Source organism: Saccharothrix sp. NPDC042600 (assembly GCF_040647305.1).
Lineage (GTDB): Bacteria > Actinomycetota > Actinomycetes > Mycobacteriales > Pseudonocardiaceae > Actinosynnema > Actinosynnema mutabilis.
The window spans coordinates 1-22,328 of record NZ_JBEZBW010000094.1 but is presented as its reverse complement, the minus strand read 5'-3'; the positions used below and the strand labels follow the sequence as shown (position 1 = coordinate 22,328).

The window sequence follows — 22,328 nt, the reverse complement described above, 5'->3', positions numbered from 1 at the left end:
GGGGCCCGGTGCTCGGGACGCGGCGTTGGAGGGAGCGGGGAGCGCGGGTGTGGCGGCGTTGGGGTGCGGTGGCGGTGGTCGCCGTGTTCCTGCCACCGCTGGCGCTGCTGGTCTCCGGGTCGCTGCACCGGCCGGGGCTGCCGCCGCCGACCACGCCGGACCTGGTGCCCTCGCCGATCTCCACCGAGGGGTACCGGCTCGCGGCGGAGCTGGGCGGGCTGGTCCGGGCGACGCTGAACTCGTCGCTGGTGTGCCTGGTGGCGGTGCCGCTGAGCGTGGCGGTGGCCTCGATGGCGGGCTTCGCGATGGCCCGGCTGCCGCGGCGGGTCGCGGGCTGGGTGGCGGCGCTGTCGTTGGTGGCGTTGATGGTGCCGGCGGTGGCCTTGCTGGTGCCGCGCTTCGCGGTGTTCCGGCTGGCCGGGTTGACCGACACGCTCGTGCCGCTGGTCGCGCCCGCCCTGATCGCCACGTCGCCGCTGTTCCCGCTGGTCTACTACCTGGCCTTCCGCGCGGTCCCGGGCGAGCTGTGGGAGGCCTGCGCGATGGAGGACCTGTCGCCGCTGCGCACGTGGTGGCGGGTCGGGCTGCCGCTGGTGCGGCCGGCCACGGCGGGCGTGGCCGCGCTGACGTTCGTGCTGACCTGGTCGAACTTCCTCGACCCGCTGGTGTTCCTGTACGACCGGGAGCTGTTCACGCTGCCGCTGGCGCTGCGGTCGCTGGCGACGCTGGACGCGGCGGACTTCCCGGTGTTCCTGGCGGGCGCGGTCGTGGCGACCGTGCCCGCGCTGGTGGTCTTCGTGGTCGCGCAACGCGACCTGAAGGGGGTTTCCCGATGAGAGCACGCGCCTTGGCGGTCGCGGCGGCGCTGGTCGTCGCGGGGTGCGCGGGCACCGGGGAGGGGTCCGCGACGAGTCTGCTGGTGTTCGGCGACCCGCACGAGCTGGCCGCCTACCGGTCGCTGGAAGCCGCCTACGAGAGGGCCAACCCGGGCGCGGACGTGGAGCTGGTGGAGGCGAGCGACCGCAAGGACCTGATCGCGCGGCTGTCCACGTCCATCGCGGGCGGGAAGCCGCCGGACCTGTTCCTGATGAACTACCGGTTCTACGGCCAGTTCGCGGCCAAGAACGCCATCGAGCCCGCCGCGCCGATGCTGGCCTCCTCCACGGCGTTGAAGGCCGACGACTTCTTCCCGCAGGCGCTGGAGGCGTTCCAGGTGCGCGGGGAGCAGATGTGCATGCCGCAGAACATCTCCAGCCTGGTCGTCTACTACAACAGGGACCTGTTCGAGAAGTACGGGATCGCCGAGCCGCGCGCCGGGTGGTCGTGGGACGACATGGTGGCCACGGCCATCGCGTTGACCCGGGACGCCAACGGTGACGTGGTGAAGGGCGTCGACCCCGACCAGCCCGGGGCCGTGCCGACCGGTCCGCCGCCGGTCGAGTACGGCCTGGCGGTCTCGCCGGAGCTGATCCGGTTGGCCCCGTTCGCGTGGTCCAACGGGGGCAGGCTGTTCGACGACGACCGCTCCCCCACGCGCATCGCGTTGGACGAGCCCGCGGTGGCGGCGTTGCAGAACTTCATCGACCTGCGGGGGCGGCACGGGGTCGTGCCCACCGACCAGGAGGTGGAGAGCCAGGACGACGAGGCGCGGTTCGCCGCTGGGAAGCTCGCCATGCTGATGTCCTCGCGCCGGTCCACCACGACGTTCCGGGCGATCTCCGGGTTCGACTGGGACGTGGCCGCGCTCCCGGTCTACCGGGCGCCCGCGACCGTGCTGCACAGCGACGCCTACTGCGTCACGCGCGGGTCGTCGGACAAGGCGGCGGCGTGGAAGTTCGTGGAGTTCGCGTTGGGGCCGCAGGGCGCGGCGATCATGGCCGGCACCGGGCGGACCGTGCCGTCGAACAAGGCGGTGGCCCAGTCCCCCGCGTTCCTCGACCCGGGCGCCAAGCCGCGCAGCGCGCAGGTGTTCCTGGATTCGATCCCGGCCATCCGCGCCACACCGACGATCTCGACGTGGCCGGAGATCGAGGACGTGGCCAACGGCATCCTGGAGAACGCCCTGTACTACAACCAGCCCACGGCGGACGTCGTGCGCCGACTGGACGAGCAGACCAGACCGCTGTTCGAACGCGCGGGCAGATGACGGGTGTCGAACTGGCCGGCGTGCGGGCCGCGCACGACCGGCACGACGTGCTGCGGGGCGTGGACCTCGTGGTGCCGCGCGGGGAGCTGCTGGCCGTGCTGGGCCCGTCGGGGGCGGGCAAGTCGACGCTGCTGCGGGTCGTCGCGGGCCTGCACCCGGTGTCGGCGGGTTCGGTGCGCATCGCCGGGCGGGACGTGACGGCGGTGAGTCCGGGCGAGCGGGACGTGGCCATGGTGTTCCAGTCGCACGCCCTGTTCCCGCACCTCACGGTCGCGGACAACATCGCGTTCGGGCACCGGGTGCGGGGGCTGCGGCGCGGGCCGGCGCGGGCGCTCGCCGCCCGGGCCGCCGAGGTCGCGGGCTGCGCGCACCTGCTGGACCGCCGCCCGCACCAGCTGTCCGGCGGCGAGCGGCAACGGGTGGCGCTGGCGCGGGCGCTGGTCCGGGAGCCGGCGGTGTTCCTGCTGGACGAGCCGCTGTCCAACCTGGACGCCGCGCTGCGCGAACGCACCCGGGCGGAGCTGCGGGCGCTGCACGACCGGGTGGGGACGACGATGCTGCACGTCACCCACGACCGCGTGGAGGCGCTGACCCTCGGCGACCGGGTGGCGGTGGTGCGGGACGGGCTGGTCGAGCAGGTCGGGACGCCGGAGGAGGTGTGGCGGCGGCCGGCGACGGAGTTCGTGGCGACGTTCGTCGGGCCGATGAACGTGCTGCCCGGCGACGGCCCCTGGCGGGCGGACGCGCACCGCGTCGGCTTCCGGCAGGAGGCGGTCCGGTTGGTGGACAGCGGTGTTCCCGGCCGGGTGGCACGCGTGGAGGTGGTCGGCGAGGACGCTTACGCGCACCTGGAGGTCGCCGCGCACCCCGTGGTCGCCCGGGTGGCGACGTCGGAACGCCCGGCCGAGGGCGACGAGGTGTTCCTGGAGGTCACGGACCTGCACCGGTTCGACGAGTCCGGGAAGCGCGTGTGAGGAAGAACCGGCAGCTCTGGCTGATGCTGGCGCCCTACCTGGTGGGGCTGGTGGTGCTGGTGTTCGGGCCGGCGCTGGTGACGTTGGCGATGGCGTTCACGGAGTACGACCTGGTCGGCTCGCCGCGGTGGATCGGCCTGGCGAACTTCGCCGAGCTGGCCGGCAGCGTCCCGTTCCGGGCGGCCCTGGAGAACTCGCTGGTGTTCGCCGCCGTCGCGGTGCCGCTGCGGGTGGCCGCCGCGCTCGGGCTCGCCCTGCTGCTGCACCGCCGCGCCCCCGGCGCCGGCGCCGCCCGCACGGTCGCGACGCTGCCCACGGCCGTGCCCGAGATCGCCTACGGGTTGCTGTGGCTGTGGCTGTTCAACCCGTTGTACGGGCCGGTCAACCAGCTCCTGCGGCTGGGCGGCGAGGACGGGCGGACCGCGTGGGACACAGCTGTGCCCGCCTGGCTCACCGGTCCGGACGACGCCCGTGCGGCGATCATCGTGATGAGCCTGTTCACGATCGGCGAGATGCTGGTGGTGCTGCTGGCCGCCCGCCGGGCGCTGCCGCGCGAGGTGTTCGAGCTGGCCGCGTTGGAGGGGGCGGCGGGCTGGTCGGTGGCGCGGCGGGTCACGTTGCCGATGCTGGCCCCGGTCATCGCGCTGCTGGTGCTGCGGGACACCATCCTGAGCTTCCAGTTCTCGTTCGTGCCCGCGCTGGTGGTGACCGACGGCGGCCCGCCGCCGTACTCGACCACCTACCTGTCGCTCTACATCTACCGCAACGCTTTCGAGTACCTGCGCTACGGCCACGCGGCGGCGGCAACGCTCGTCGTGCTCGTGCTGACCGCCGTCGCCGTCTACGCGCAGTGGCTGGTCATCCGGCGCTACCGCGCCCTCGCCGCACCTCGGCGTCCCCCGCGCTGAGCCGCCGCCGCGCAGCCACCGTCCACACAGGACCGACCCGGATATTCGCTCGCCGGCCGCGCCGCGCCTGCGGCAGCATGTCGTGGTAACCCCACCACATCCCCGGCGAAGGGATACCCGTGCCCGCATCGCCAGATCCCGACAATCCCGAACGCAAGACAGCGGTGCTGCTGGCGCTGCGCTACTACGGCCGCGAGCTGCTGCGCCAGAAGGCGATGGCCGCGCCCGCGCTGATCATGCCGGCCCTGGGCAACATCGGCCTGAACTACCTCGCGCCCCTGGTGGTCGCCGCGCTCGTGGGCCGCCTCGCCGACGGCGGCGACACCACCGCCGCCACCGTCCTGCCCTACGTGCTGGGCTTCGCGGGCATCCTGCTGTTCGCGGAGGTGTTGTGGCGCATCGGCATCCACTGCCTCAACCGCACCGACGGCCGCGGCATCGAGCGCCTGGCCGTGGTCGGCATGGACGAGCTGCTGGCCAAGGACGCGGCGTTCTTCCACGACAACTTCGCGGGCTCGCTGACCAAGCGGGTGCTCGGCTTCGCCGCGCGGTTCGAGGAGTTCGTGGACACGCTCGCGTTCTCCGTGGTCGCCAACCTGGTGCCGTTGGTCTTCGCGTCGGTGGTGCTGTGGCGCTACGACCCGATGCTGGTCGTCGTGCTGGTCGGCCTCATCCTGGTGACCGGTGTCGGCGTCGCGCCGCTGGTGCGCCGGCGGCAGAAGCTGGTGGACGAGCGCGAGGCGGCCATCGCCCGGGTGTCCGGGCACGTCGCCGACACGCTGACCAACATGGAGACGGTCCGGGCGTTCGCCGCGGAGCGCCGCGAGGCCGCCGAGCACCGGACCCGGGTCGCCGAGCAGCGCCGCCTGACCATGCGGTCCTGGGACTACAACAACCTGCGGATCGACACCATCGTCGCGCCGATGTCCGTGCTCACCAACGCCCTGGGCCTGTTGGTCGCGGTGGGCCTGAGCGGCGGCGGGCTGGGCGTCGAGGCGGTCCTGGTGACCTTCGCCTACTACAGCAGCGCCACGCGGATCATGTTCGAGTTCAACCAGATCTACCGCCGGCTGGAGAGCTCGCTGACCGAGGCGGCCCAGTTCACCGAGCTGCTCCTGGACCCGCCGACCGTCCTCGACCCGCCCCGGCCGGAACCGCTGCGCGGCACCGCCGCGGACGTCCGGTTCGACCGGGTGAGCTTCGCCCACGCCCCGGGCAAACCGCTGTTCGAGGGCCTGGACCTGGACATCCCGGCGGGCACGAAGATCGGCCTGGTGGGCCGGTCGGGCGGCGGCAAGACGACGCTGACCCGGCTGTTGCTGCGGCTGATGGACATCCAGGGCGGCCGGATCCTGGTCGGCGGCCAGGACGTCGCCCGGCTGCGCCAGGCGGACCTGCGCGGCCTGATCGCGTACGTCCCGCAGGAGCCCGCCATGTTCCACCGGACGTTGCGCGACAACATCGCGTTCGCCCGGCCGGACGCGACGGAGGAGGACATCCAGCGCGCCGCGCGGGCCGCGCACGTGACGGAGTTCGCGCAGGCCCTGCCCCAGGGGTTCGACACCCTGGTCGGCGAGCGCGGCGTGAAGCTGTCCGGCGGTCAGCGCCAACGCGTCGCCCTGGCCCGCGCCATCCTGCGCGACGCGCCGATCCTGCTGCTGGACGAGGCGACCAGCGCGTTGGACTCGGAGAGCGAGATCCTGGTCCAGGAGGCGCTGTGGCGGCTGATGGAGGGCCGCACGGCCATCGTGGTCGCGCACCGGCTGAGCACCATCGTCCGCATGGACCGCCTGGTGGTGCTGGACCAGGGCCGGATCGTGGAGCAGGGCACGCACGACGAACTGCTCCGCGAACAGGGCACCTACGCCCGCCTGTGGCACCACCAGTCGGGCGGGTTCCTCACCGAGGAGGAGGCGGAGGAGCAGCCGACCGCCGTCTCGTGAGCGAGGGGTGAGCGGCGTGCCGCTCACCCCTCGCGGAACCTCCGCGCCGCCGCCACCCCGGCCGCCACGTCCCACCCGGTGCCGACGACCGCCGCCACCTGGGCCTCCGTCACGTCCCCGTCGGCCGCCACCAGGGCGTCGACGGCCGGGTCGTCGGGCCGGCCGGGCGCGTCCTGGACGAAGTCGAGGACCAACTCCCGGCACCTCTTGTCGTCCAGCGCGGGCAGGCCGACCGAGTCGAAGCCGTCGTCCAGGTCGTAGGGCGCGCGCTGCCAGCGGCCGTCCTCGAAGCCGTAGACGAACCCGACCCACGCGCCCCGGTCGAGCACCGCCCGGGTCGGCGGGGCCCACCAGTCCGGGGCGCCGGCGAGCAGGTCGGTCTCGGGCTCCTCGAAGTACTCGGCGGCGTTGGCGTAGTAGGTCTCGGAGTACTCGTGGTCGTGCCCGAGCAGCACCGCCCGGCCGCCGCCGACGTGGTGCAGGTCCGCCCAGTTGCCGCCGCCGTCGTCGTAGTGCCACACCGCCCCGTCGGCGTGGCAGTTGTCGCCCCAGCCACGCGCCGCGCACACGGCCGCGAAGGCCGCCCACCGCCCGCGCAGCCGGAGCGGATCAGGCAGTTCCACCTCGACGAGTCCCACCCGGACCTCCACCTATTGCCATATGATTGCAACAAGCCCACTCCTGGAGGACCCATGACCACGCAGACCACCCTCACCGACCTCGTCCGCCGCTGGGAACGGGGTTGGCGCGAGTGCCGCGGCTGGGCGACCCCCGAGGAGGCGCGCGGCGGTCTGCACTCCGTCCAGGACCAGGCCACCCGCTACCGCGAGATCATCGCACTGCACGACGACGACGCCACGGTCCGCACCCTGGCGGAGGAAGCCGCCGCCGCGACGCGGACGACCTGGGTCACGGTCGCCACCACCCGGCCCGACGAGGTCGAGCACGCCCTCCGCGCCGCCGGCATGCGGCCCCGCGCCACCCACGAGTACCTGATGACCCGCGCGCTGGCCGACCACCCGACCCGCACCCCCGCCGAGCCCTACCTGGTCACCACCACCCTCACCGGCGCCCTCCTCAAGGCCGAGGTCCGCCGCGGCGACGCCCTGGCGGCCGGCGGCCAGGCCTCGGTGGTCGAGGGCCACGCCGTCCCCGACCGCATCGAGACGCAGCCCGACCACCGCCGTCGGGGCCTGGGCACGGTCGTCATGGGCGCGCTGGTCACCGAGGCGGTGGCGCACGGCGCCCACACCGGCATCCTGGTGGCCAGCCCGGAAGGCCGGTCCCTCTACACCTCACTCGGCTGGACGACGGCCGCCACGGTCGTGATCGCCACCCAGGGCTGACAGCAGCGCCCGCGCCTCCGCCCGACAGACCTCGCTCCACAACGCGAGGTCCCGCGCCGCCCGCCGCCGGACGTGGCGGGCGACCGACTCGTCGGTCGCCACCGCCCGCACCGCCGCCACCGCCTTCTCCCGCCACCGCGGCCACAGGTCCACCACGCCCTCGGCGCACCACACCCGAGCCACCGCCGACACGCCGGGGTCCGACGCCATCGCGGCCAGCCCGACCGCGGCCTCCACGGGTTCCCACCGCCCGATGCCCCACAGGACCCGTCGGCGCAGCAACGGGTTCGGCGTGCCGAGGAAGCCACGCGACAACGCCATCGCCTCCCGACGACACGCCGGGGCCACCTCCAGCAGCCCGCGCGCTCCCCAGATCCGCGCGCCCACCGGGAACTCCTCCCCGGTCGCGATCGCCCGCAACACCGCCACGGCCCGCTCCCGGCCGGGTGCGCCGAGCCCGGCGAGGTCCGACGCGACGCTGTGCCGAAGCCCGACCTTCTCGCCGGGGTCGGTGGCGATCGCGTGCAGCACCGAGAACGCCGCCGCCCGGTCGGCCACGTCGTAGGGCGTCAGCCAGCGCGCCGCGTGCCACCGGACGCCGGACGGGACGGCCGCGTCGTCGCGCAGCGCCCGCACCGGGTCGAGCCCGTCGACCTTCCGCAACGCCCACCGCAGGCGCAGCCGCACCCGGTCGGGCACCTCGTCCGCCAGTTCCCGGATCGCCCCGACGATGGACCCCGGCAGGTCACGCCTGATCTTCGCGATCACCAGCGCGGCCCAGGCCCGGTCCCGGAGGGGCAGCGAGCCGTCGACGAGTTCGCGCTCGGCCTCCGCCACGACGTGCCGCCACTGCGCGGCCCCCAGGTCCGCCAAGGCGGTGCGGGCCGCACGCGAGCGCATCGCCGCCAGCCGGCGCGACGCCTCGGGCACGAACCGGCCGGACAACCGCGCCAGGGCGGTCGCGGCGGCCACCTCCTCCTCGACGGAGGTCTCCGGCCCGGCGAGCACGTCCCGGACCTCGGCCTCGGCCTCGGCGGCCAGCGGCAGGTCGTCCCACAGGTCCCGCCGGGGCACGCGCACCTCCAGCGGCACCGTCCGGTCGGTGAGCAGGTCGCGCTCGACCTCCGTCCGGTGGGACCGGCTCAGCAGGGACACCAGCCGCCGGGGCCGGTGCCGGACCGGCGGGTGGGCGAGCAGTTCCCCGACGAGCCGTTCGACCTCGGCGTCCTCGGCCACCATGAGGTCGCGCAGCCGCTGCACGCACACGGCGCGGTCCGCCGGCGGCGTCGACCGGTCGGCGGCGCAGGACCGCAGCAGGGCCAGCGCGGCGGGCACGTGCTCGGCCGCGAAGTGCGCCACCGAATGGGCGACGAAGGCGCGGTCGTCCACCGTCTCCCGACCGTCCACGGCCACGGTGGCGAAGAACGCCCGCACCGTCTCCGCCGCGGCCGGGTCCCGGCGGGCGAGCAGCAGGAGCGCGGTGCACCGCTCGGAGACGCCCAGGTGCTCGTCCTCCGCGATGCGCCGCACCTCGTCCAGCGCTCCCGGCTCGGCGCGGAGGTCGTGCAGCAGCACGGCGGCCACCACCCGCACCCAGCGCGGGGTGTCGGCGTCGCGGTACCGGGCCCGCAGCCCGGTCGTCACGTCCGCGCCGGCGCCGGCCAGCTCCGCCACCCTCCGCTGGAACGCCGAGGGCTGGTTCTCGTCGTCCTCGGGTTCGAGCACGGCGGCGGCCAACTCGTCGGCCTCCGCGGGCACGCGCCGCGCCAACGCCACCGCCGCGTCGAACCGGGTGTGGAAGTCGGCGGAACCGTCCGCGAGCACCGCGCGCAGGGCGGGCACGACCTCCGGCCGGGAGCCGAACCCCAGCACGTCGAGCGCGGTCACCAGCCGCACCGCCGTGTCGCCGGCGACCGCGCGCGGCAACAACTCGCACAACACGTCCGCCACCCGCGCCCGCGACTCCACCCCGAGATCGACCAGGACCCGTGCCAGGTAGGGCAGGTCGAAGGGGATGTCGGCGACGGAGCGAACCATCGCGCACACCAGGTCCACCACCGCGCGGTGGTCGCACCGGCCGAGCCGCGCCAACCGGCCGATGACCCCCACCCGGCTCCGGAAGTCCGCGGAACCGTCCGCCAGGACGTCGAGCAGGAGGGCGGCGACCCGTTCGTGCTCCTCGTCGGACGACGGCAGGTCGGCGAGCTGTTCGAACACCATGCGCCCCCGACCGCCTTGCCGGAAGATCCCCTCCACCACGGCCAACGCCTCGGCCCGCAACCCCGTGTCCAGGTCCACGAGCGCCGACCACGCCCGCGCCACCGTCACCGGGTCCGCCTCGGTGCCCGTGACGGCGAGCAGGCACTCCCGCACCTCGTCGTGGAACTCCGGTCCGGACCGCACGAGCCGCTCGGCCACCAGGCACCGGTCCTGCCCGGACAGGCCGGGCGCGACGAGCCGTGCGCGCAGCTCCCGCACCGCCTCCGACCGGTACGGCTCCGCGTGCTCGGTGAGCCGCCCCCACGCGCTGATGCGGTGCGACTCGCTCATCTCCGCCTCGGTGGCCAGCCGGTGCAGCTCGCGGGCGGACTCGGCGGCGTACTCGGGACCCAGGCCCTTGAGCGCCTCCGCGCTGAACTGCGTGATGCTCAGCGTCGTGGCTCCGTCGGCGATCACCTTCCGCAGCTCCACGGCCGCCCGCTCGCGCCACGGCACGCCCAGTTCGCCCAGGCTGCGCGCGCAGCTCCAGCGGTCGACCGGCGTGACGTCGGGTTCGGCGAGCATGGCGATCACCAGCTCGGCCGCCGGCGTGCGGTGTTGCGGCCCCAGCTCGGCGCGGACCGCCGCCGCCCAGCTCCGGTGACCGTGGGAGCGGCGGCGGTCGTGGGCCAGCGCCACCAGGGCGGACGCGGCTTCGGCGCGATGGCCCGGCCCTAGGGACGCCAGGCCCAACGCGGCGTCGCGGCGGCCGGTCGTGCTGTCGACCGGGTCGGTCAGCACGGACCTGAACACGGTGGCGGCCCGCTCGTGGAACTCCGGCCCGATCTCGATCAGGCCCGTGGCCGCTTCGACCAGGTCGTCCGGCGGGGTGGCGCCGTCGTCGACCATGCGGTTCAGGGCCTCCACCGCGTGCGCCCGCGCCTGCCGGCCGAACGCCGCGAGGACCACGGCCGCGGTCCGGCACCGGTAGCCGGACGCGCGCGGGTTCTCCAGGACCGCCCGCAGGCCGCGTTCGGCGGCCTCCCGCTCGCCGTCACCGCAGTCCGCCAGGGCCCGCGCGGCGGCCAGGCGTTCGGCGACCGACGCGTCCGGGTCGTCCACGAGGGCGGTCAGGAACGCCACCGCCTCGGCGGTCCGCTCGCCGCGCAGCCTCGTGGCCAGGGCCGACGCCGCCTCGGTGCGGGAGTCCAACGGGGCGGCGGGGGTGCGCATCAGGCGGGTCAGCCAGTCGGCCAGGCCCGGGTGGTGGGTCGCCCGGCTCGCCTGGGCCAGGATCTCCGCGCACGGGTACAGGCTGGTCATCGCCCAGCCCCACACCGTCTCCAGGAACGCGTCCACCACCCCCGCGCTCGCGGGCGCCCGGCGGGCCAGCAGGCGGGCGGCCAGCAGGTGGTGTTCGGCGTCGCCCGCGTGCAGGCGGGAGATCAGCGGGTCGGCTTCGGTGGGGCGCAGGTGGGTGTAGTGCAGGAGGACCGAGCGGGCGAAGTGGCCGCGTTCGCGGGGGCGGGCCGCGTAGAGGGTGTGGACGAACTCGGGGTGCTCGGGGGTGAACGTGCCGGGCAGCGAGCGGGCGATCGAGGTGGCCGCCAGGTGTTCGGCGAAGCTGTGGTGCAGGAAGCGGAGGTCACCGGTCCGGATGAGCAACGGGCCGACCGAGACCAGGAAGGCGGTCAGGGCGTCCGGCCAGTCCGGCGGGAGGGATGAGACCGACAGGTGGGTGTGGACCCAGTGCCGGGCGGCGTCGATCAGGGAGCTGTCGGTTTCCAGGCGGATGCGGCCCAGGTGTTCCAGCAACGGCTCCCGGTGCGGCTCGAACGGTCCGGTCGGGGTGCGCGCCGAACGGAGGAAGGACAGGTAGGACTCGTAGAGCTCGTACTGGTTGTCCGGCAGCGGGCGGTCGGTGCGCTGCTCGAAGATGATCGCCGCGATGGTGGCCAGCAGCGGGACGCGGACCAGTTCGTCCAGGTGGGCCGCCTGGACCTGGCGGACGAACCGGTGGGCCAGGTCCGGGTCGGCGGCGAACCAGTTGTCGGCGAACGAGCGCAGCGCCTCCTCGTCGAACGGCTGCAGCTCGTAGCGCGCCGCCCCGATGCGGTGCAGCGGGGCCAGGGCCGCGCCGTCCACCGGTCGGGTGGTCAGCACCACGCGGTACGGGGCGTCGTCGGCCGCCCACGCCGCCAGGACCGTCACCAGGCGGTCGCGGTCGGCCGCGTCGGCGACCTCGTCCAGGGCGTCCACCAGCAGGAGCCACCGGTGACCCGCCACGCGGTCGGCCAGCAGCTCCGGGGTCACCGGCGCGCGCAGCAGCGCCCCGTACTCGGCGTGCGCGCTGTCGGCGAGGGCCCGCGAGAACGGCAGGTCCAGGCGGGCGGCCAGCTCGCGGGCGGTCAGGCGCAGCGGCACGACCGGCTCGGTGACCGGGTTGTCGCCGGCCCCGCACCACCAGGCGGCCAGGTCGGCGGCCAGCCGCAGCGACAGCGTGGACTTGCCCTGCCCCGCGCCGCCGGTCACCAGGAGGTGCTCGTCGCCGTCCAGGGCCTCGCGCACGGTCCGCGCGGGCGGGCGCACGGCCACCCGCACGACCGGCGCGCGCGGCACCTCGACCAGCTGCCCGTGGCCGTCCACGATCGGGGTCGGGCGCGGGACGTCGGCGCGCGGTTCCTCGCCGCCCGCGCCGAGGTCCTGGCGCACGTACACGGTGGCCAGGGACGGCCGCCGCGCGCCCGGCAGCCGGTAGGGCAGGTCGTGCGCCGCGCTCACCTGGGCGTGCAGCAACGACCGGACGGCGGCCGGCAGTCCCGGTTCGGCCGGTGGGGCGGCGGCCACGTGGAAGTGGACGCCGCCCTCGATCACGCCCGCCTGGACGGTCGGGCCGTGCGCGCCGCCGGCGATGTGGTTGGCGATCTCCTGGTCCACGAACGCATGGTCCCACGCCACCGGTCCGCAAAAGTGCGGCTCAGCGGTAGGGTCGCAGCAGTTCGTCCACAGTGGACACAACGCCGTCGCGCACGACCAGGCGGACGTCCGCCAGCGCCGCCACGTCCCGCGACGGGTCGCCGCCGACGACCACCAGGTCGGCCAGCTTGCCCTCCTCCACGCTGCCCAGGTCGGACGCCACGCCCAGGTGACGGGCGTTGTCCAGGGTCGCCGCCCGCAGCGCGTCGAACGGCGTCAACCCGTACTTGACCAGCGCCCGAAGGTTCAGGTGCAGGCTCAGCGCCGTGCTGTCCAGGGGCGCGTCGGTGCCGGCCAGCACCACTCCCCCGGCCTCCCGCAGCCGCCTGACCACCTCCACGTCCCGCCGCGCCTGCTCGGCGGTGCCGTCGAGGAACCCGCACGGACCGCGGCCCTGCGCGCACAGCAGCTTGGCGTCGAGCGCCCGCTGCTCCTGGCCGGTGTAGAGGGTGCGCACGCGCGGGTCGGCGACCATGCCCGGGTCGTCGGCCAGCAGCGAGCCCGAGCTGAACAACGTGGTGGTGACCGGCAGGTGCGCGGCGAGCCGGCGCACGTCCTCGTACACCCCGCCGGCCGACCGCTCCCGCGCGAACCCGAAGCCCCACTTGGACGGCGCGGCCACGTGCTCCTTGCCGTCCACGCCGTGCGCGACCGCCGGGTGCAGGTAGTGCGAGGTGGTGGGGACGCCCAGCCGGTGGGCCCGCCCGGTCACCCGCGCCTGCCAGTCGACGCGGAACCGCTCGTAGGTCTTGACCAGGTCGTAGTCGAGTTCGCGCACGCGGGTCAGCTCCAGCTCCAGCTGCCGCTCGTCGCGCACGGGACGGGCGAACTCCCAGCCCACCCGCGAACCGTCCAGCATCTCGCCGGTCATGAAGAACCGCGGCCCGGTCCGGACGCCGGCGTCCAGCGACTCCCGGTCCTCCAGCGCCCGGTACGCCGGGTCGCCGGTCGAACGGGTGGTGGTGATGCCGTAGGACAGCAGCAGCCGGCCCTGCCGGTCGCCGACGAACCGCGACCGCATCTCCTGGTGCACGTGCAGGTCGATCAGCCCCGGTGTGACGGTGAGACCGCTCGCGTCGACGTACCGGGCGTCGCGCGGCCGGTCGGGCCGGTGCGGTTCGATCCGCTGGATCCGGTTGCCCACCACGACGATGTCCACGTCGGTGCGCGGCTCGGGATCGCGCCCGTCCCACAACCTCCCGGCGTGGACGACGGTCCGGCCGGACGGCCGCGCCCGCGTGAACGTCAGCCCGACCGGGACCTCGCGCACCACACCGTCCACAGTGGTCATCATCAGCCGACCGTTGTTCAGGTACAGCAACCACTTCGAGTCCGCCGACCACGACGGGGCGTCACTGGCCTCGCGGGTCACCCGCCGCGCCGGCCCGGTCGGCGCGCCGGACGGGTCCACCGGCAGCACCCAGAGCGTGCCGTGCATCGAGAACGCCAGCGAACGGCCGTCCGGCGACCACACCGGTCCGTCGTCGCCGCGCGTGGAGATCGACGCGTGGGGCGCGGGCTCGACCGTCCGCGTGGCGCCGGAAGCCACGTCCACCAGCAGGATCTGGTTGCGCTCGGCCACCGACACCGTGAGGGCGAGCGTGCGCCCGTCCGCCGACCAGCTCGGCCGTCCCGGCGCGTTCTGCGGCCCGAGCACCCGCCGCACGGCGCCGGACGCCAGGTCGAGGGTGAAGGTCTGGTGGTTCTCGTCCTGGTAGGCCAGCGCTCCCCCGTCCGGCGACCACGCGGGCGCGACCTCCGCGCCGGGCAGCGAGGTGACCCGCCGCTCGTCCACGTACAGGTCCTGGGTGCCGGCCTTGTCCGAGGCGTAGGCCAGCCGCCCGTCGCGCGACCACGCCGGATCGGTCTCGTAGAAGGCGTCGTGCGTGAGCCGGCGCGGTGTGCCGCCGACCGGCAGCGACCACAGGTCGTTGAGCGCCTTGAACACCACGGTCCGGCCGTCCGGGGACAGGACGGGACCGACGATCCCCCGCACCGGCCGGGGCCGCCGCGAGTCGAAGTCGATCCGCTTGCGCGCGTACCGGTCCCGCTGGAGGGTGAAGGTCGCCGTGAACGGGACCACCCGGGTCGCGCCGTCGCGCACGTCGGACACCCGGATCCGCCCGTTCGCCCCGTACACCACCTCGTCGGCCGACCACCACCGCGCGGGGAACGGGAAGACGTCGGTCAGGTCGCCCACCTGCCGCACCGCCCCTGACTCGGCCACGAAAAGCCGGTTCGAGCGGACGAACGCGATCCGCCGCCCGTCGGGCGACCACGACGGCGCGCCGACGAACCCGGCGCCCGCCGGGACCACGGTCGTCACCGCCGACGTGGCCAGGTCGATGCTCTCGACCGCGTTGTCCCGCACGTAGGCGATGCCGCGGCCGTCCGGCGACCACGTCGGCTGGGACTCGCGGGACGCGGCCGTGGTGACCCGCGTCAGAGCACCGGAACGCACGTCCACCGACCAGATGTCCTCGGTGCCCGCGCGGTCGGAGGTGAACGCGATCCGCGTGCCGTCCGGTGACCACGCGGGGTGCTGGTCGTCGTGCTCGCCCGAGGTCACCTGCCGCACGTCGCCGCCGTCCGGGGCGAGCGTGCGCAGGTGGAACATCCCGTCCGCGAACGACTGGACGGCCAGCCGCGTGCCGTCCGGCGAGAACGCCGGCCAGAACGGGTCGAGGTCGTGCCCCAGCGAGGTGGCCCGGCCCCCGTCGCGCGGCAACGAGAACAGCTCGCCCTGCAGGTCGATCACCAGGTGCGAGGCGGACGCGGTCACGGCGAGGTTCGTGCCCTCGCCCACCGTGACCCGGACGGGCCGGTCGGGTGCGGCGGCGACGGGTGGCGTCACCACCAGGGCGAGCGCCACCGCCGCGCCGGCCACCCGGGTCACGGGTCCACCCCGAACGCCAGCAGGACGTTGCCGTGCGCGCTGGGGTAGGACGGCCAGTAGCCGGACTGGACGTAGAGCATCCCGCCCGCGACCACCGCGCCGCCGTTGCCGGAGATCGAACTGCCGTGCCCGGTCAGCCCGTTGACCCCGGCGAACTCGCGGATCGTGTCGTACTGCCAGCGGACCTCGCCGGTGCGGGAGTCGTAGATCCGCATCTTGCCGTCGTTGCTGCCCTCGTACACCAGGCCGGGCGTCGTGGTGACCGCCGGGGTGTGGGCGCGTTGGCACACCGACGGGTGCTGGGCCGCGCCGCCGGTCGTGCAGCCGTCCGCCGGGTTCGGCGTCTGCCACAGGACGTCGCCGTCGGCCGGGTCGAGCGCGAACACCGTGCCGGGGTTGGCCATGTAGGTGGCCATGTAGAGCCGCCGGCCGTCGGAACTACTGCCCCACTGGATGCCGGTCAGCCCGCCGCCGGGCATCGGCGTGGACAACTGCCGCCGCCATTCCACCTGCCCGGTGCGGGCGTCGAACACGTGGAAGACGCCGCTCTTCTGGCCGATGCCGACCATCGTGCGCCCGCCCGCGGTGAACAGGGTCGGTGTCGCGCCGAGGTCGTAGTCCAGCGCGGTGCCGTCCTTCTGGCCGGGGCAGTAGCCCTCGGCGTCGGGGAACCCGCACAGCAGCCGCCAGGTGTCGGCCTTGGTCACCTTCTGCTTCCACCGCACCGCGCCGCTGCGCGCGTCCAGCGCGAGCAGGGTGTCGAAGTCGCCCGTGGTGCCGGAGTACAGGTTGCCGGTGCCGACGTAGAGGGTGCCGGTGCGTTGGTCGACGACCGGCGAACTCCACACGCCCGCGCCGGACGGCTCGTACCGGGTCGCGCCGCTGGGCCACGTGCCGACCGCCTGCGGTTCGGGCACCGTGTAGTAGCGCCACACCAGGTCCCCGGTGTCGGCGTCGAACGAGTCGATGTGACCGCGGAACGTGCAGCACGGGTAGTTCCGGTCGGGGTTGATGTTCTCGCCGCTGGACGCGCCGACGTACACGCGGCCGTCGTGGTAGAGCGGGGAACTGGTGTGCATGCCGGCTTCGTGCGGCTCGGTGTCCTTGAGCCACACCGGTTTTCCGGTCCGCTGGTCAAGGGCGTACAGGAAGCCCCGGTTGTCCCCGAAGAACACCTTGCCCCGAGCCACCGACGGCCCGTCGACGACCACGCCGCCGGGCAGGTCGTAGGTCCAGCGGGTCGCGCCGGTCTTCGCGTCCAGCGCGTGGAACTTCCCTTCCGGACCCCCGAAATACACCACACCGCCCACGACGGCGGGCTGGCTCTTCACCGGGAAACCCGTTCTGGGATAGGCGAAAGCCCACTTGAGCGTCAGCCTGTCCACCGTGCGCGGGGTGATGCGGTGCTCGGCGGCGTTGAACCGCGTCCCCGCCTTGTCACCTTGCCACGTGGGCCAGTCGCCGTGGCGGGGCGCGGCCGTGGCGGACGTGCCGCCGAGCAGCAGGACCAGCACCGCGACGGCGTGGAGGATTCGTTTGGGCACAGGACGTCCACTCCTCGTCAGTGGCGGCCTGTCACTCAAAGTACCGACACCGCAACGGTTCGTGGTGGTCCGAACACACCAATCCCAAACAAGACGGGTTGGTGCGGCAGCGCTGCCGCACCAACCCGCCCGGCGGCGCTCAGCCGCCCAGGAAGTGGTCCAGGACGCGGTCGAGCACCGCGACCCGGGTGGCCACGCCGGTGATGCCCTCGAACCCGAACCCGAAGTAGACCGTGTCGGCGGTGGTCACCACGGCGCCCTCGGGGAAGCCCGCCGCCGTGGTGCGCGTCCAGTCGTTCGGGCCGGCCGCGCTGCCCGCCGGCGGCCCGGAGACCGTCCAGCCGTCCAGGCCGTTCTCGAACGACGTGGCGCCCTCGCCCGTGGACACCTCGATGTCGTCCACGAACACGCCCAGGCCCTGGACCGACCAGTCGCTGACGTAGGCGATGGACACCTCGACCTGCGTGCCGGCGTGGCCGGCGAGGTCGATGCGCCACTGCTGCCAGCCGCCGGAGTTGCCCGACGCCGCGTGCCACTCACCGGTCGACCCGGTCGGCGAGCACGTGCCGTCGGGGTTGAGCGTCTGGTAGTGGTCCAGCTGCGGGTGCAGGTCGCGCCACCCCTCCGGGCAGCTGTCGCCGGTGGCGGTCGAGGTGTGGCCGTTGCCGTCGGGCAGGGTCGTCCAGTCCTGCGTGCCGACCGGGCGGACCTCCACGAACAGGTGGTCCCACGCGGGTTCGGTGTCGTAGGAGGTCCAGAACGTCATCTGCGCGCCCTGCGCGGGCACCGTCAGCGTCCGGGTCAGCCGCTTGTAGGCGACGTCGCCGATCTGCGAGTAGGCGTAGTGGATGCCGGTGTGCGGCTCGAACGGCCCGCCGGCGCGTTGCCAGGCCGCCGCCGGGGTGCTCGCGAACTGCGGGTAGCGGTCCGCGGGCAGGAGCGCGCTGGTCGTGATGAACGACGACGTGATGGTCTGGTTCTGCGCGCTGTCGTCGCCGTTGAAGTCGAAGGTCAGGCCGGCCAGCGGCGGGGCCACGCCGGCCACCGGCAGCACCTCGCCGGTCTCGGCGTCCAGGCCGGCGGTCGCGTTGACCAGGCCCGCGCCGAACCAGTACTCCAGGACGTCGTTGACGTTGTCGCCGGACCCGCTCAGCGGACGGCAGCGCGGCGCCACCGCGGGGTCGCTGCACGGCTTGTTCTCGAACGGGTCGTAGAGCTGCGTGCCCAGCGCGGTGCTGTACTGCTGACCGGCGGCGTTGCCGGTGTAGAGCACCTTCCCGCCCTCGTTGAGGTAGTCGCGCACCTCGAACAGCTCGGTCTGGGCGAGACTGGAGGCGTTGCCCGGCCCCACGCCGGGTTCACGCGTCACCACGTCGTCGCCGGTGTACCAGATCACGGCGTCGTAGTGGGACAGCACTCCCAGCGCGTCGGGCGCGGTGCGGCCGTTGGCATCGACGTCGTACACGTCGAAGTCCACGCCCAGGGCGTTCAGGGCTTCGGTGTAGTACGACAGGTACTGCGGGGCCGTCAGGTTCTTCGTCGGAGATGCGCCCGTGTAGTCCTCGGCGGCCAGCACGAGCACCCGGTCACCGCTCTCCTCCACGGCCTCGTACTCGAAGGACGCGCTGGTCGCGCCGCCGCCCTCGAACCACACCTTCACCTTGTCGCCGACCGCGGTCCCGCCGACCTGCCCGGACACGACGTGGTAGTAGTTCGAGTTGCCGGCACCGTAACGCTCACCACCGGCCCATTCGCTGGTCGGTGCGCTCCGCACCGGGCCACCGTTGACCTGCCAGCGCGCGGTGACCGCGCCCAGCGACCGCTTGGCCAGCACGCGGACCTCCTGCGGGTCGCCGTAGGACACGGCGAACGTGAAGTCCAGCATGGACAGCGGCCCGTTCTCCGGGTCGGCGTCGGCCTGGTCGAGGTAGAACGGCTGCGCGGTGAGGCCCACCGCGGACTTCGGGTTGGCCGGGTCGGTCGCCGAGCGGGCCAGCGACAGCGAGAACGGCAGCGTGTCCTGGAACTCGGCCTCGACGAGCGCCTCGTCGTCGGGGAAGACGAACCCGCAACCCTCGCAGCCCTCGCCCAGCTCGGGGGTGAAGGCGACGGTGCCGGCGGCGCTGTCGGCGTAGTCGGTGGTCTCGCCGTTGGTCACGTACAGCTCGTCGGAGCTGATGCCGGGGTCGAACCCGCGGATCGCGGGGTTGGCGTCGGTGCCCGCCAGCGCCACGTAGATCGGGTTGTCCGCCTCCGGGGAGCCGGTCTGCCAGCCCTGCGGGTAGAGGATCCAGCGGCCCTCGGAGTGCCAGTTGGACTGGAACTTCGGCTTGACGCGGTCGATCAGGCCCTGCATCGCCCTGGTCTCCGGCTCGGAGGCCGCGCTGGGGCCGCGGTAGGTCTCGCTGGCCGGAGAGGACGACGAGCCCTCGTTGTCGTAGTCCCAATGCTCGTCGAAGTTGCGGTTCGGGTCCACGCCGTCGCCGGGGTTGACCACGCCGTTGCCGTCGTTGTCGCGAAGGTTCTTGCGCCACAGGCGTTCGACGTCGAACGAGTACTGGTAGCCGTCGGGGTTGGCGACCACGACGAACCACAGCTCGGTGGTCTTGAGCAGGTCCTTGACCACCGGGTCGTCGGCCTTGAAGCGGTCGAGGTAGTAGCGCAGCAGCCGCCGGTTGACCTCGACGCCGATCCACTCCCGGGCGTGCTGCGACGACGAGTACAGCACCGCCGGGCGCGCGCCGTCGCGGACGCCCGGCGCGCCCTGGGTGACCTTCAGGCCGATGATCTCGCGGCCCTGGGCGGTGCGGCCCAGCACGGACAGCTTGACCACGTTGCGGTTGGCGCGAGCGATCGAGTACAGCTCGTCGCGGATGCCGCCCGGCTCGTCGAACGACCGCCACACGGTGTAGCCGCTCGCGGCCTGCTCGGCGGCGAGCTGCCGGGCCGACTTGCCGTCCCGGGACTTCTTGACCTCCAGCGCGACGCCGCGGCGCGCCAGCCGGTCCCGCTCGCTGTCGGCGAGCACCAGCTCCATCCGGACCCGGTCGCCGACCACCCGGCTGGACGCCACGTCGAGCCCCTCGCGGGCGAGTTCGGCCGCCTCGGCCGGCGCGACCTCGGTGACGTAGACGTCCAGCGGATCGGCGGGCGGCGCCGCCGCGACCGGGGTGACGCCGGCGAGGACGAGGACCAGCGAGGCGAGGACGGCAGCGGACCGCTTCATGGCGCGCTCCTTCCGAGCAACCGGGCGCGGCGGAAGTCCAGACTGGCGACGCTACGCCCGTGGGAGGCCACCGCTATGGGCCGAAAGGCCCTATGCCGAGCTACCGCGGGTGGGTGTGTCGCGGCCGGTCAGCGCGTGGTCACGCGGCGGAACAAGCGGTTGAGGTAGAGGAAGTCCGCGCCGTCGTGTTCCAGGTGGGCGAACTCCCGCCGAGCGCCGTTCATGTCCACGACGAACCGGCCGCGACCGGTCGGCTGGACTGGCTTGCGCGGCTCGGTCACGCCCTCGCCGGCCACCTCCAGGTGGAAGCCGTGCTCGTCGCGGGTCAGCGTCAGGCGGGTCAGCAGCGTCTCGTAGACGCCTTCGAGGCCCGTGAGGTCGGCGTCGGCGTCCACGCGCGGCTGCGGCGGGACCAGGCCGTGCTCGGCGGCGAACAGCGCGGCCACGTCCTCGGCCAGGCCGGAGCCGTCGGGCGAGTTGGTCAGCACGCACAGCGCCAGGCCGCGCTCGGGGAACGCCCACAGCTTCGCGGCCTGCCCGATGGTCCGGCCGCCGTGGTGGACGCACGCCACGCCCGCCCAGTCCGCCAGCGCCCAGCCCAACCCCCAGCCCGTGTCCACTGTGGACACCTCGCGCAGGCTGACCTGCTCCTCGCGCATCCGCCGCGCCGGGCCGTCGCCCAGGTGGGCGGCGGTGAACCGCAGGAGGTCGCGGGCGGTGCCGGTGATCAACCCGGCCGGTCCCAGCGCGCGCGGCAGCATCCACCGCTTCACCGGCTCGCCGTCCGCGTGGCCGACGGCGGTGCGGAACAGCGGGGCGTCGCGGACGCGGGTGATGACGTGGTCGAGGCCGAGCGGGTCGAGCAGGTGGTCCTTGAGGGCGTCGTCCCAGGACCCGCCGCGCAGGACCTCCACGATCCGGCCGGCGACCACGAAGCCGGAGTTGCAGTAGCTCAACGGGCCGCCGGGGCGGGTGACGCTGCCGACGGTGGCGAGGCCGTCGACGTAGCGCTCCAGGCAGTCGTCGTTGTCGCCGGTGTCGGTGAAGACGTCCCCGCCGATGCCGCTGGTGTGGGTGAGCAGGTGGCGGACGGTGATCGCGGCGGTGTGCCCGGGGTCGGCGATCCGGAAGCTCGGGAGGACGTCCACGACCGGGGTGTCCAGGGTGAGGCGGCCCTCGTCGACCAGTTGCAGGACCAGGGCCGTCGTCCAGACCTTGCTGATGGAGCCGTACTGGAACAGGGTGTCCTCGTCCACGGGGACGGCGGTGGCGCGGCTGGTGACGCCGGTGGTGAGGACGCGGATGCCGTCGGGGGTCAGGGTGCCGACCTGTGCGCCGGGGACGCCGTGGCGGGCGGCGAGGTCGTGGAGGTCGTCGGGGGTCATCGCTGGTTGTCGATCATCCAGACGCCGTTGACCTGCACGAGCGTGTAGACGTGGTTGTAGACCTCGGTGCCGCCGCCCTTCATGGTGTAGGTGATCGTCGCGGCCACCTGGTTCTCGCCCTGGGGGGCGACGTTCGACAGTTCCACGGCGGCGACCCGCCCCCACGACTCCTGGTACTCCGCGAAGGAGATGCCCCGGCCGTTGAACGTGGTGCGGAACTTCTCGGTCAGGCGGGACCAGCCGGTCTGCGTGTCGCCGGGGAGCAGGGCGTAGTAGGCGAGGAGGCCCTTGTCCGCGCCGCCGGCCGGGGGCTGGGGTGCGGTGGTCGTCGTGGTGGTCGGGGGCGCGGTGGTGGTCGGCTGGACGGTGGTGGTCGGCTGCGGTTCCTCGGAGGTGGCCGGGGGCTGCTGCGGTTGGGGGCTGGGTTCGGCGGTCGTGGTGGTCGGGTCGGTCGGGTTGGCGGACTGGTCGTCGGGCGTCCTGTCGCGGTTGACCAGGGCGATCACCAGGACCACGCCGAGCAGGACGGCGACGGCGGCGGCCAGGAGCACCACGGCGCGCTTGCGGTCGCGCTGCTCGGCCGGGTCCTCGTAGGGCTGCGTGACGGGCGCAACCGCGGCCTCCGGGGTCGCAGCCGCCGGGGTCGCAGCCGCCGGGGTCGGCGGGCCGTACCCGGCGGCCTGGTCGCCGGCGGGCGGCGTGGGTGGGCCGGCGGCGGGCGGCGTGGGCGGGTTGTAGGTGGCCGCGGGTGGGTTGGCCGCCGGTGTCGTGGGCGGGTTGGCGGT

At 74.0% G+C, this 22,328-nt stretch carries 12 protein-coding genes and 1 pseudogene; 6 read left to right on the top strand and 7 right to left on the bottom strand.

Annotated elements, in window-relative coordinates; all coding sequences use genetic code 11:
* Positions 1-47: 47 nt before the first annotated feature.
* The 5 genes from AB0A74_RS34645 to AB0A74_RS34625 all read left to right on the top strand — a co-directional run bounded on the left by AB0A74_RS34645 (position 48) and on the right by AB0A74_RS34625 (position 5,971).
* Positions 48-836, top strand: a complete 789-nt coding sequence (locus AB0A74_RS34645; RefSeq protein ID WP_358256243.1) for a carbohydrate ABC transporter permease — start codon at positions 48-50, stop codon at positions 834-836.
* A complete protein-coding gene (locus AB0A74_RS34640) occupies positions 833-2,146 on the top strand; it encodes a sugar ABC transporter substrate-binding protein (protein ID WP_358256242.1) in 1,314 nt (437 codons plus the stop codon). The genes AB0A74_RS34645 and AB0A74_RS34640 overlap by 4 nt, the downstream gene beginning before the upstream one ends.
* Positions 2,143-3,120, top strand: coding sequence for an ABC transporter ATP-binding protein (locus AB0A74_RS34635; protein ID WP_358256240.1), 978 nt, complete (start codon positions 2,143-2,145; stop codon positions 3,118-3,120). Before AB0A74_RS34640 ends, AB0A74_RS34635 begins: the two co-directional genes overlap by 4 nt.
* Positions 3,117-4,028, top strand: coding sequence for a sugar ABC transporter permease (locus AB0A74_RS34630; RefSeq protein ID WP_358256238.1), 912 nt, complete (start codon positions 3,117-3,119; stop codon positions 4,026-4,028). The genes AB0A74_RS34635 and AB0A74_RS34630 overlap by 4 nt, the downstream gene beginning before the upstream one ends.
* A gap of 119 nt (positions 4,029-4,147) precedes the next feature.
* The gene (locus AB0A74_RS34625; RefSeq protein ID WP_358256237.1) at positions 4,148-5,971 is read left to right on the top strand and encodes an ABC transporter ATP-binding protein; all 1,824 of its coding nucleotides are present in this window, start codon (positions 4,148-4,150) and stop codon (positions 5,969-5,971) included.
* Between the two features lie 23 nt (positions 5,972-5,994).
* Here AB0A74_RS34625 and AB0A74_RS34620 read toward each other — a convergent pair whose 3' ends face one another.
* Positions 5,995-6,609 carry a proteophosphoglycan 5 gene (locus tag AB0A74_RS34620; RefSeq protein ID WP_358256235.1) on the bottom strand — a complete coding sequence of 205 codons (615 nt, stop codon included), beginning with the start codon at positions 6,607-6,609 and terminating at the stop codon, positions 5,995-5,997.
* Positions 6,610-6,663: 54 nt separating this feature from the next.
* On the opposite strand from AB0A74_RS34620, the gene AB0A74_RS34615 reads away from it, so the two are divergent.
* Positions 6,664-7,317, top strand: coding sequence for a GNAT family N-acetyltransferase (locus AB0A74_RS34615; protein WP_358256233.1), 654 nt, complete (start codon positions 6,664-6,666; stop codon positions 7,315-7,317).
* Here AB0A74_RS34615 and AB0A74_RS34610 read toward each other — a convergent pair.
* The 6 genes and pseudogenes from AB0A74_RS34610 to AB0A74_RS34585 form a co-directional block, all read right to left on the bottom strand.
* The gene (locus tag AB0A74_RS34610) at positions 7,267-12,453 is read right to left on the bottom strand and encodes an NACHT domain-containing protein (RefSeq protein ID WP_358256231.1); all 5,187 of its coding nucleotides are present in this window, start codon (positions 12,451-12,453) and stop codon (positions 7,267-7,269) included. The genes AB0A74_RS34615 and AB0A74_RS34610 overlap by 51 nt on opposite strands.
* Positions 12,454-12,493: 40 nt before the next feature.
* Positions 12,494-15,388, bottom strand: a complete 2,895-nt coding sequence (locus tag AB0A74_RS34605; RefSeq protein WP_358256229.1) for an amidohydrolase family protein — start codon at positions 15,386-15,388, stop codon at positions 12,494-12,496.
* A complete protein-coding gene (locus AB0A74_RS34600; RefSeq protein WP_358256228.1) occupies positions 15,385-16,932 on the bottom strand; it encodes a PQQ-binding-like beta-propeller repeat protein in 1,548 nt (515 codons plus the stop codon). The genes AB0A74_RS34605 and AB0A74_RS34600 overlap by 4 nt, the downstream gene beginning before the upstream one ends.
* A gap of 139 nt (positions 16,933-17,071) precedes the next feature.
* The gene (locus AB0A74_RS34595; protein ID WP_358256226.1) at positions 17,072-20,158 is read right to left on the bottom strand and encodes a M14 family zinc carboxypeptidase; all 3,087 of its coding nucleotides are present in this window, start codon (positions 20,156-20,158) and stop codon (positions 17,072-17,074) included.
* Positions 20,159-20,286: 128 nt separating this feature from the next.
* Positions 20,287-21,543, bottom strand: coding sequence for a serine hydrolase domain-containing protein (locus AB0A74_RS34590; RefSeq protein WP_358256224.1), 1,257 nt, complete (start codon positions 21,541-21,543; stop codon positions 20,287-20,289).
* Positions 21,540-22,328: pseudogene (locus tag AB0A74_RS34585) on the bottom strand (hypothetical protein); the annotation flags it as partial. The pseudogene AB0A74_RS34585 and the gene AB0A74_RS34590, both read right to left, overlap by 4 nt.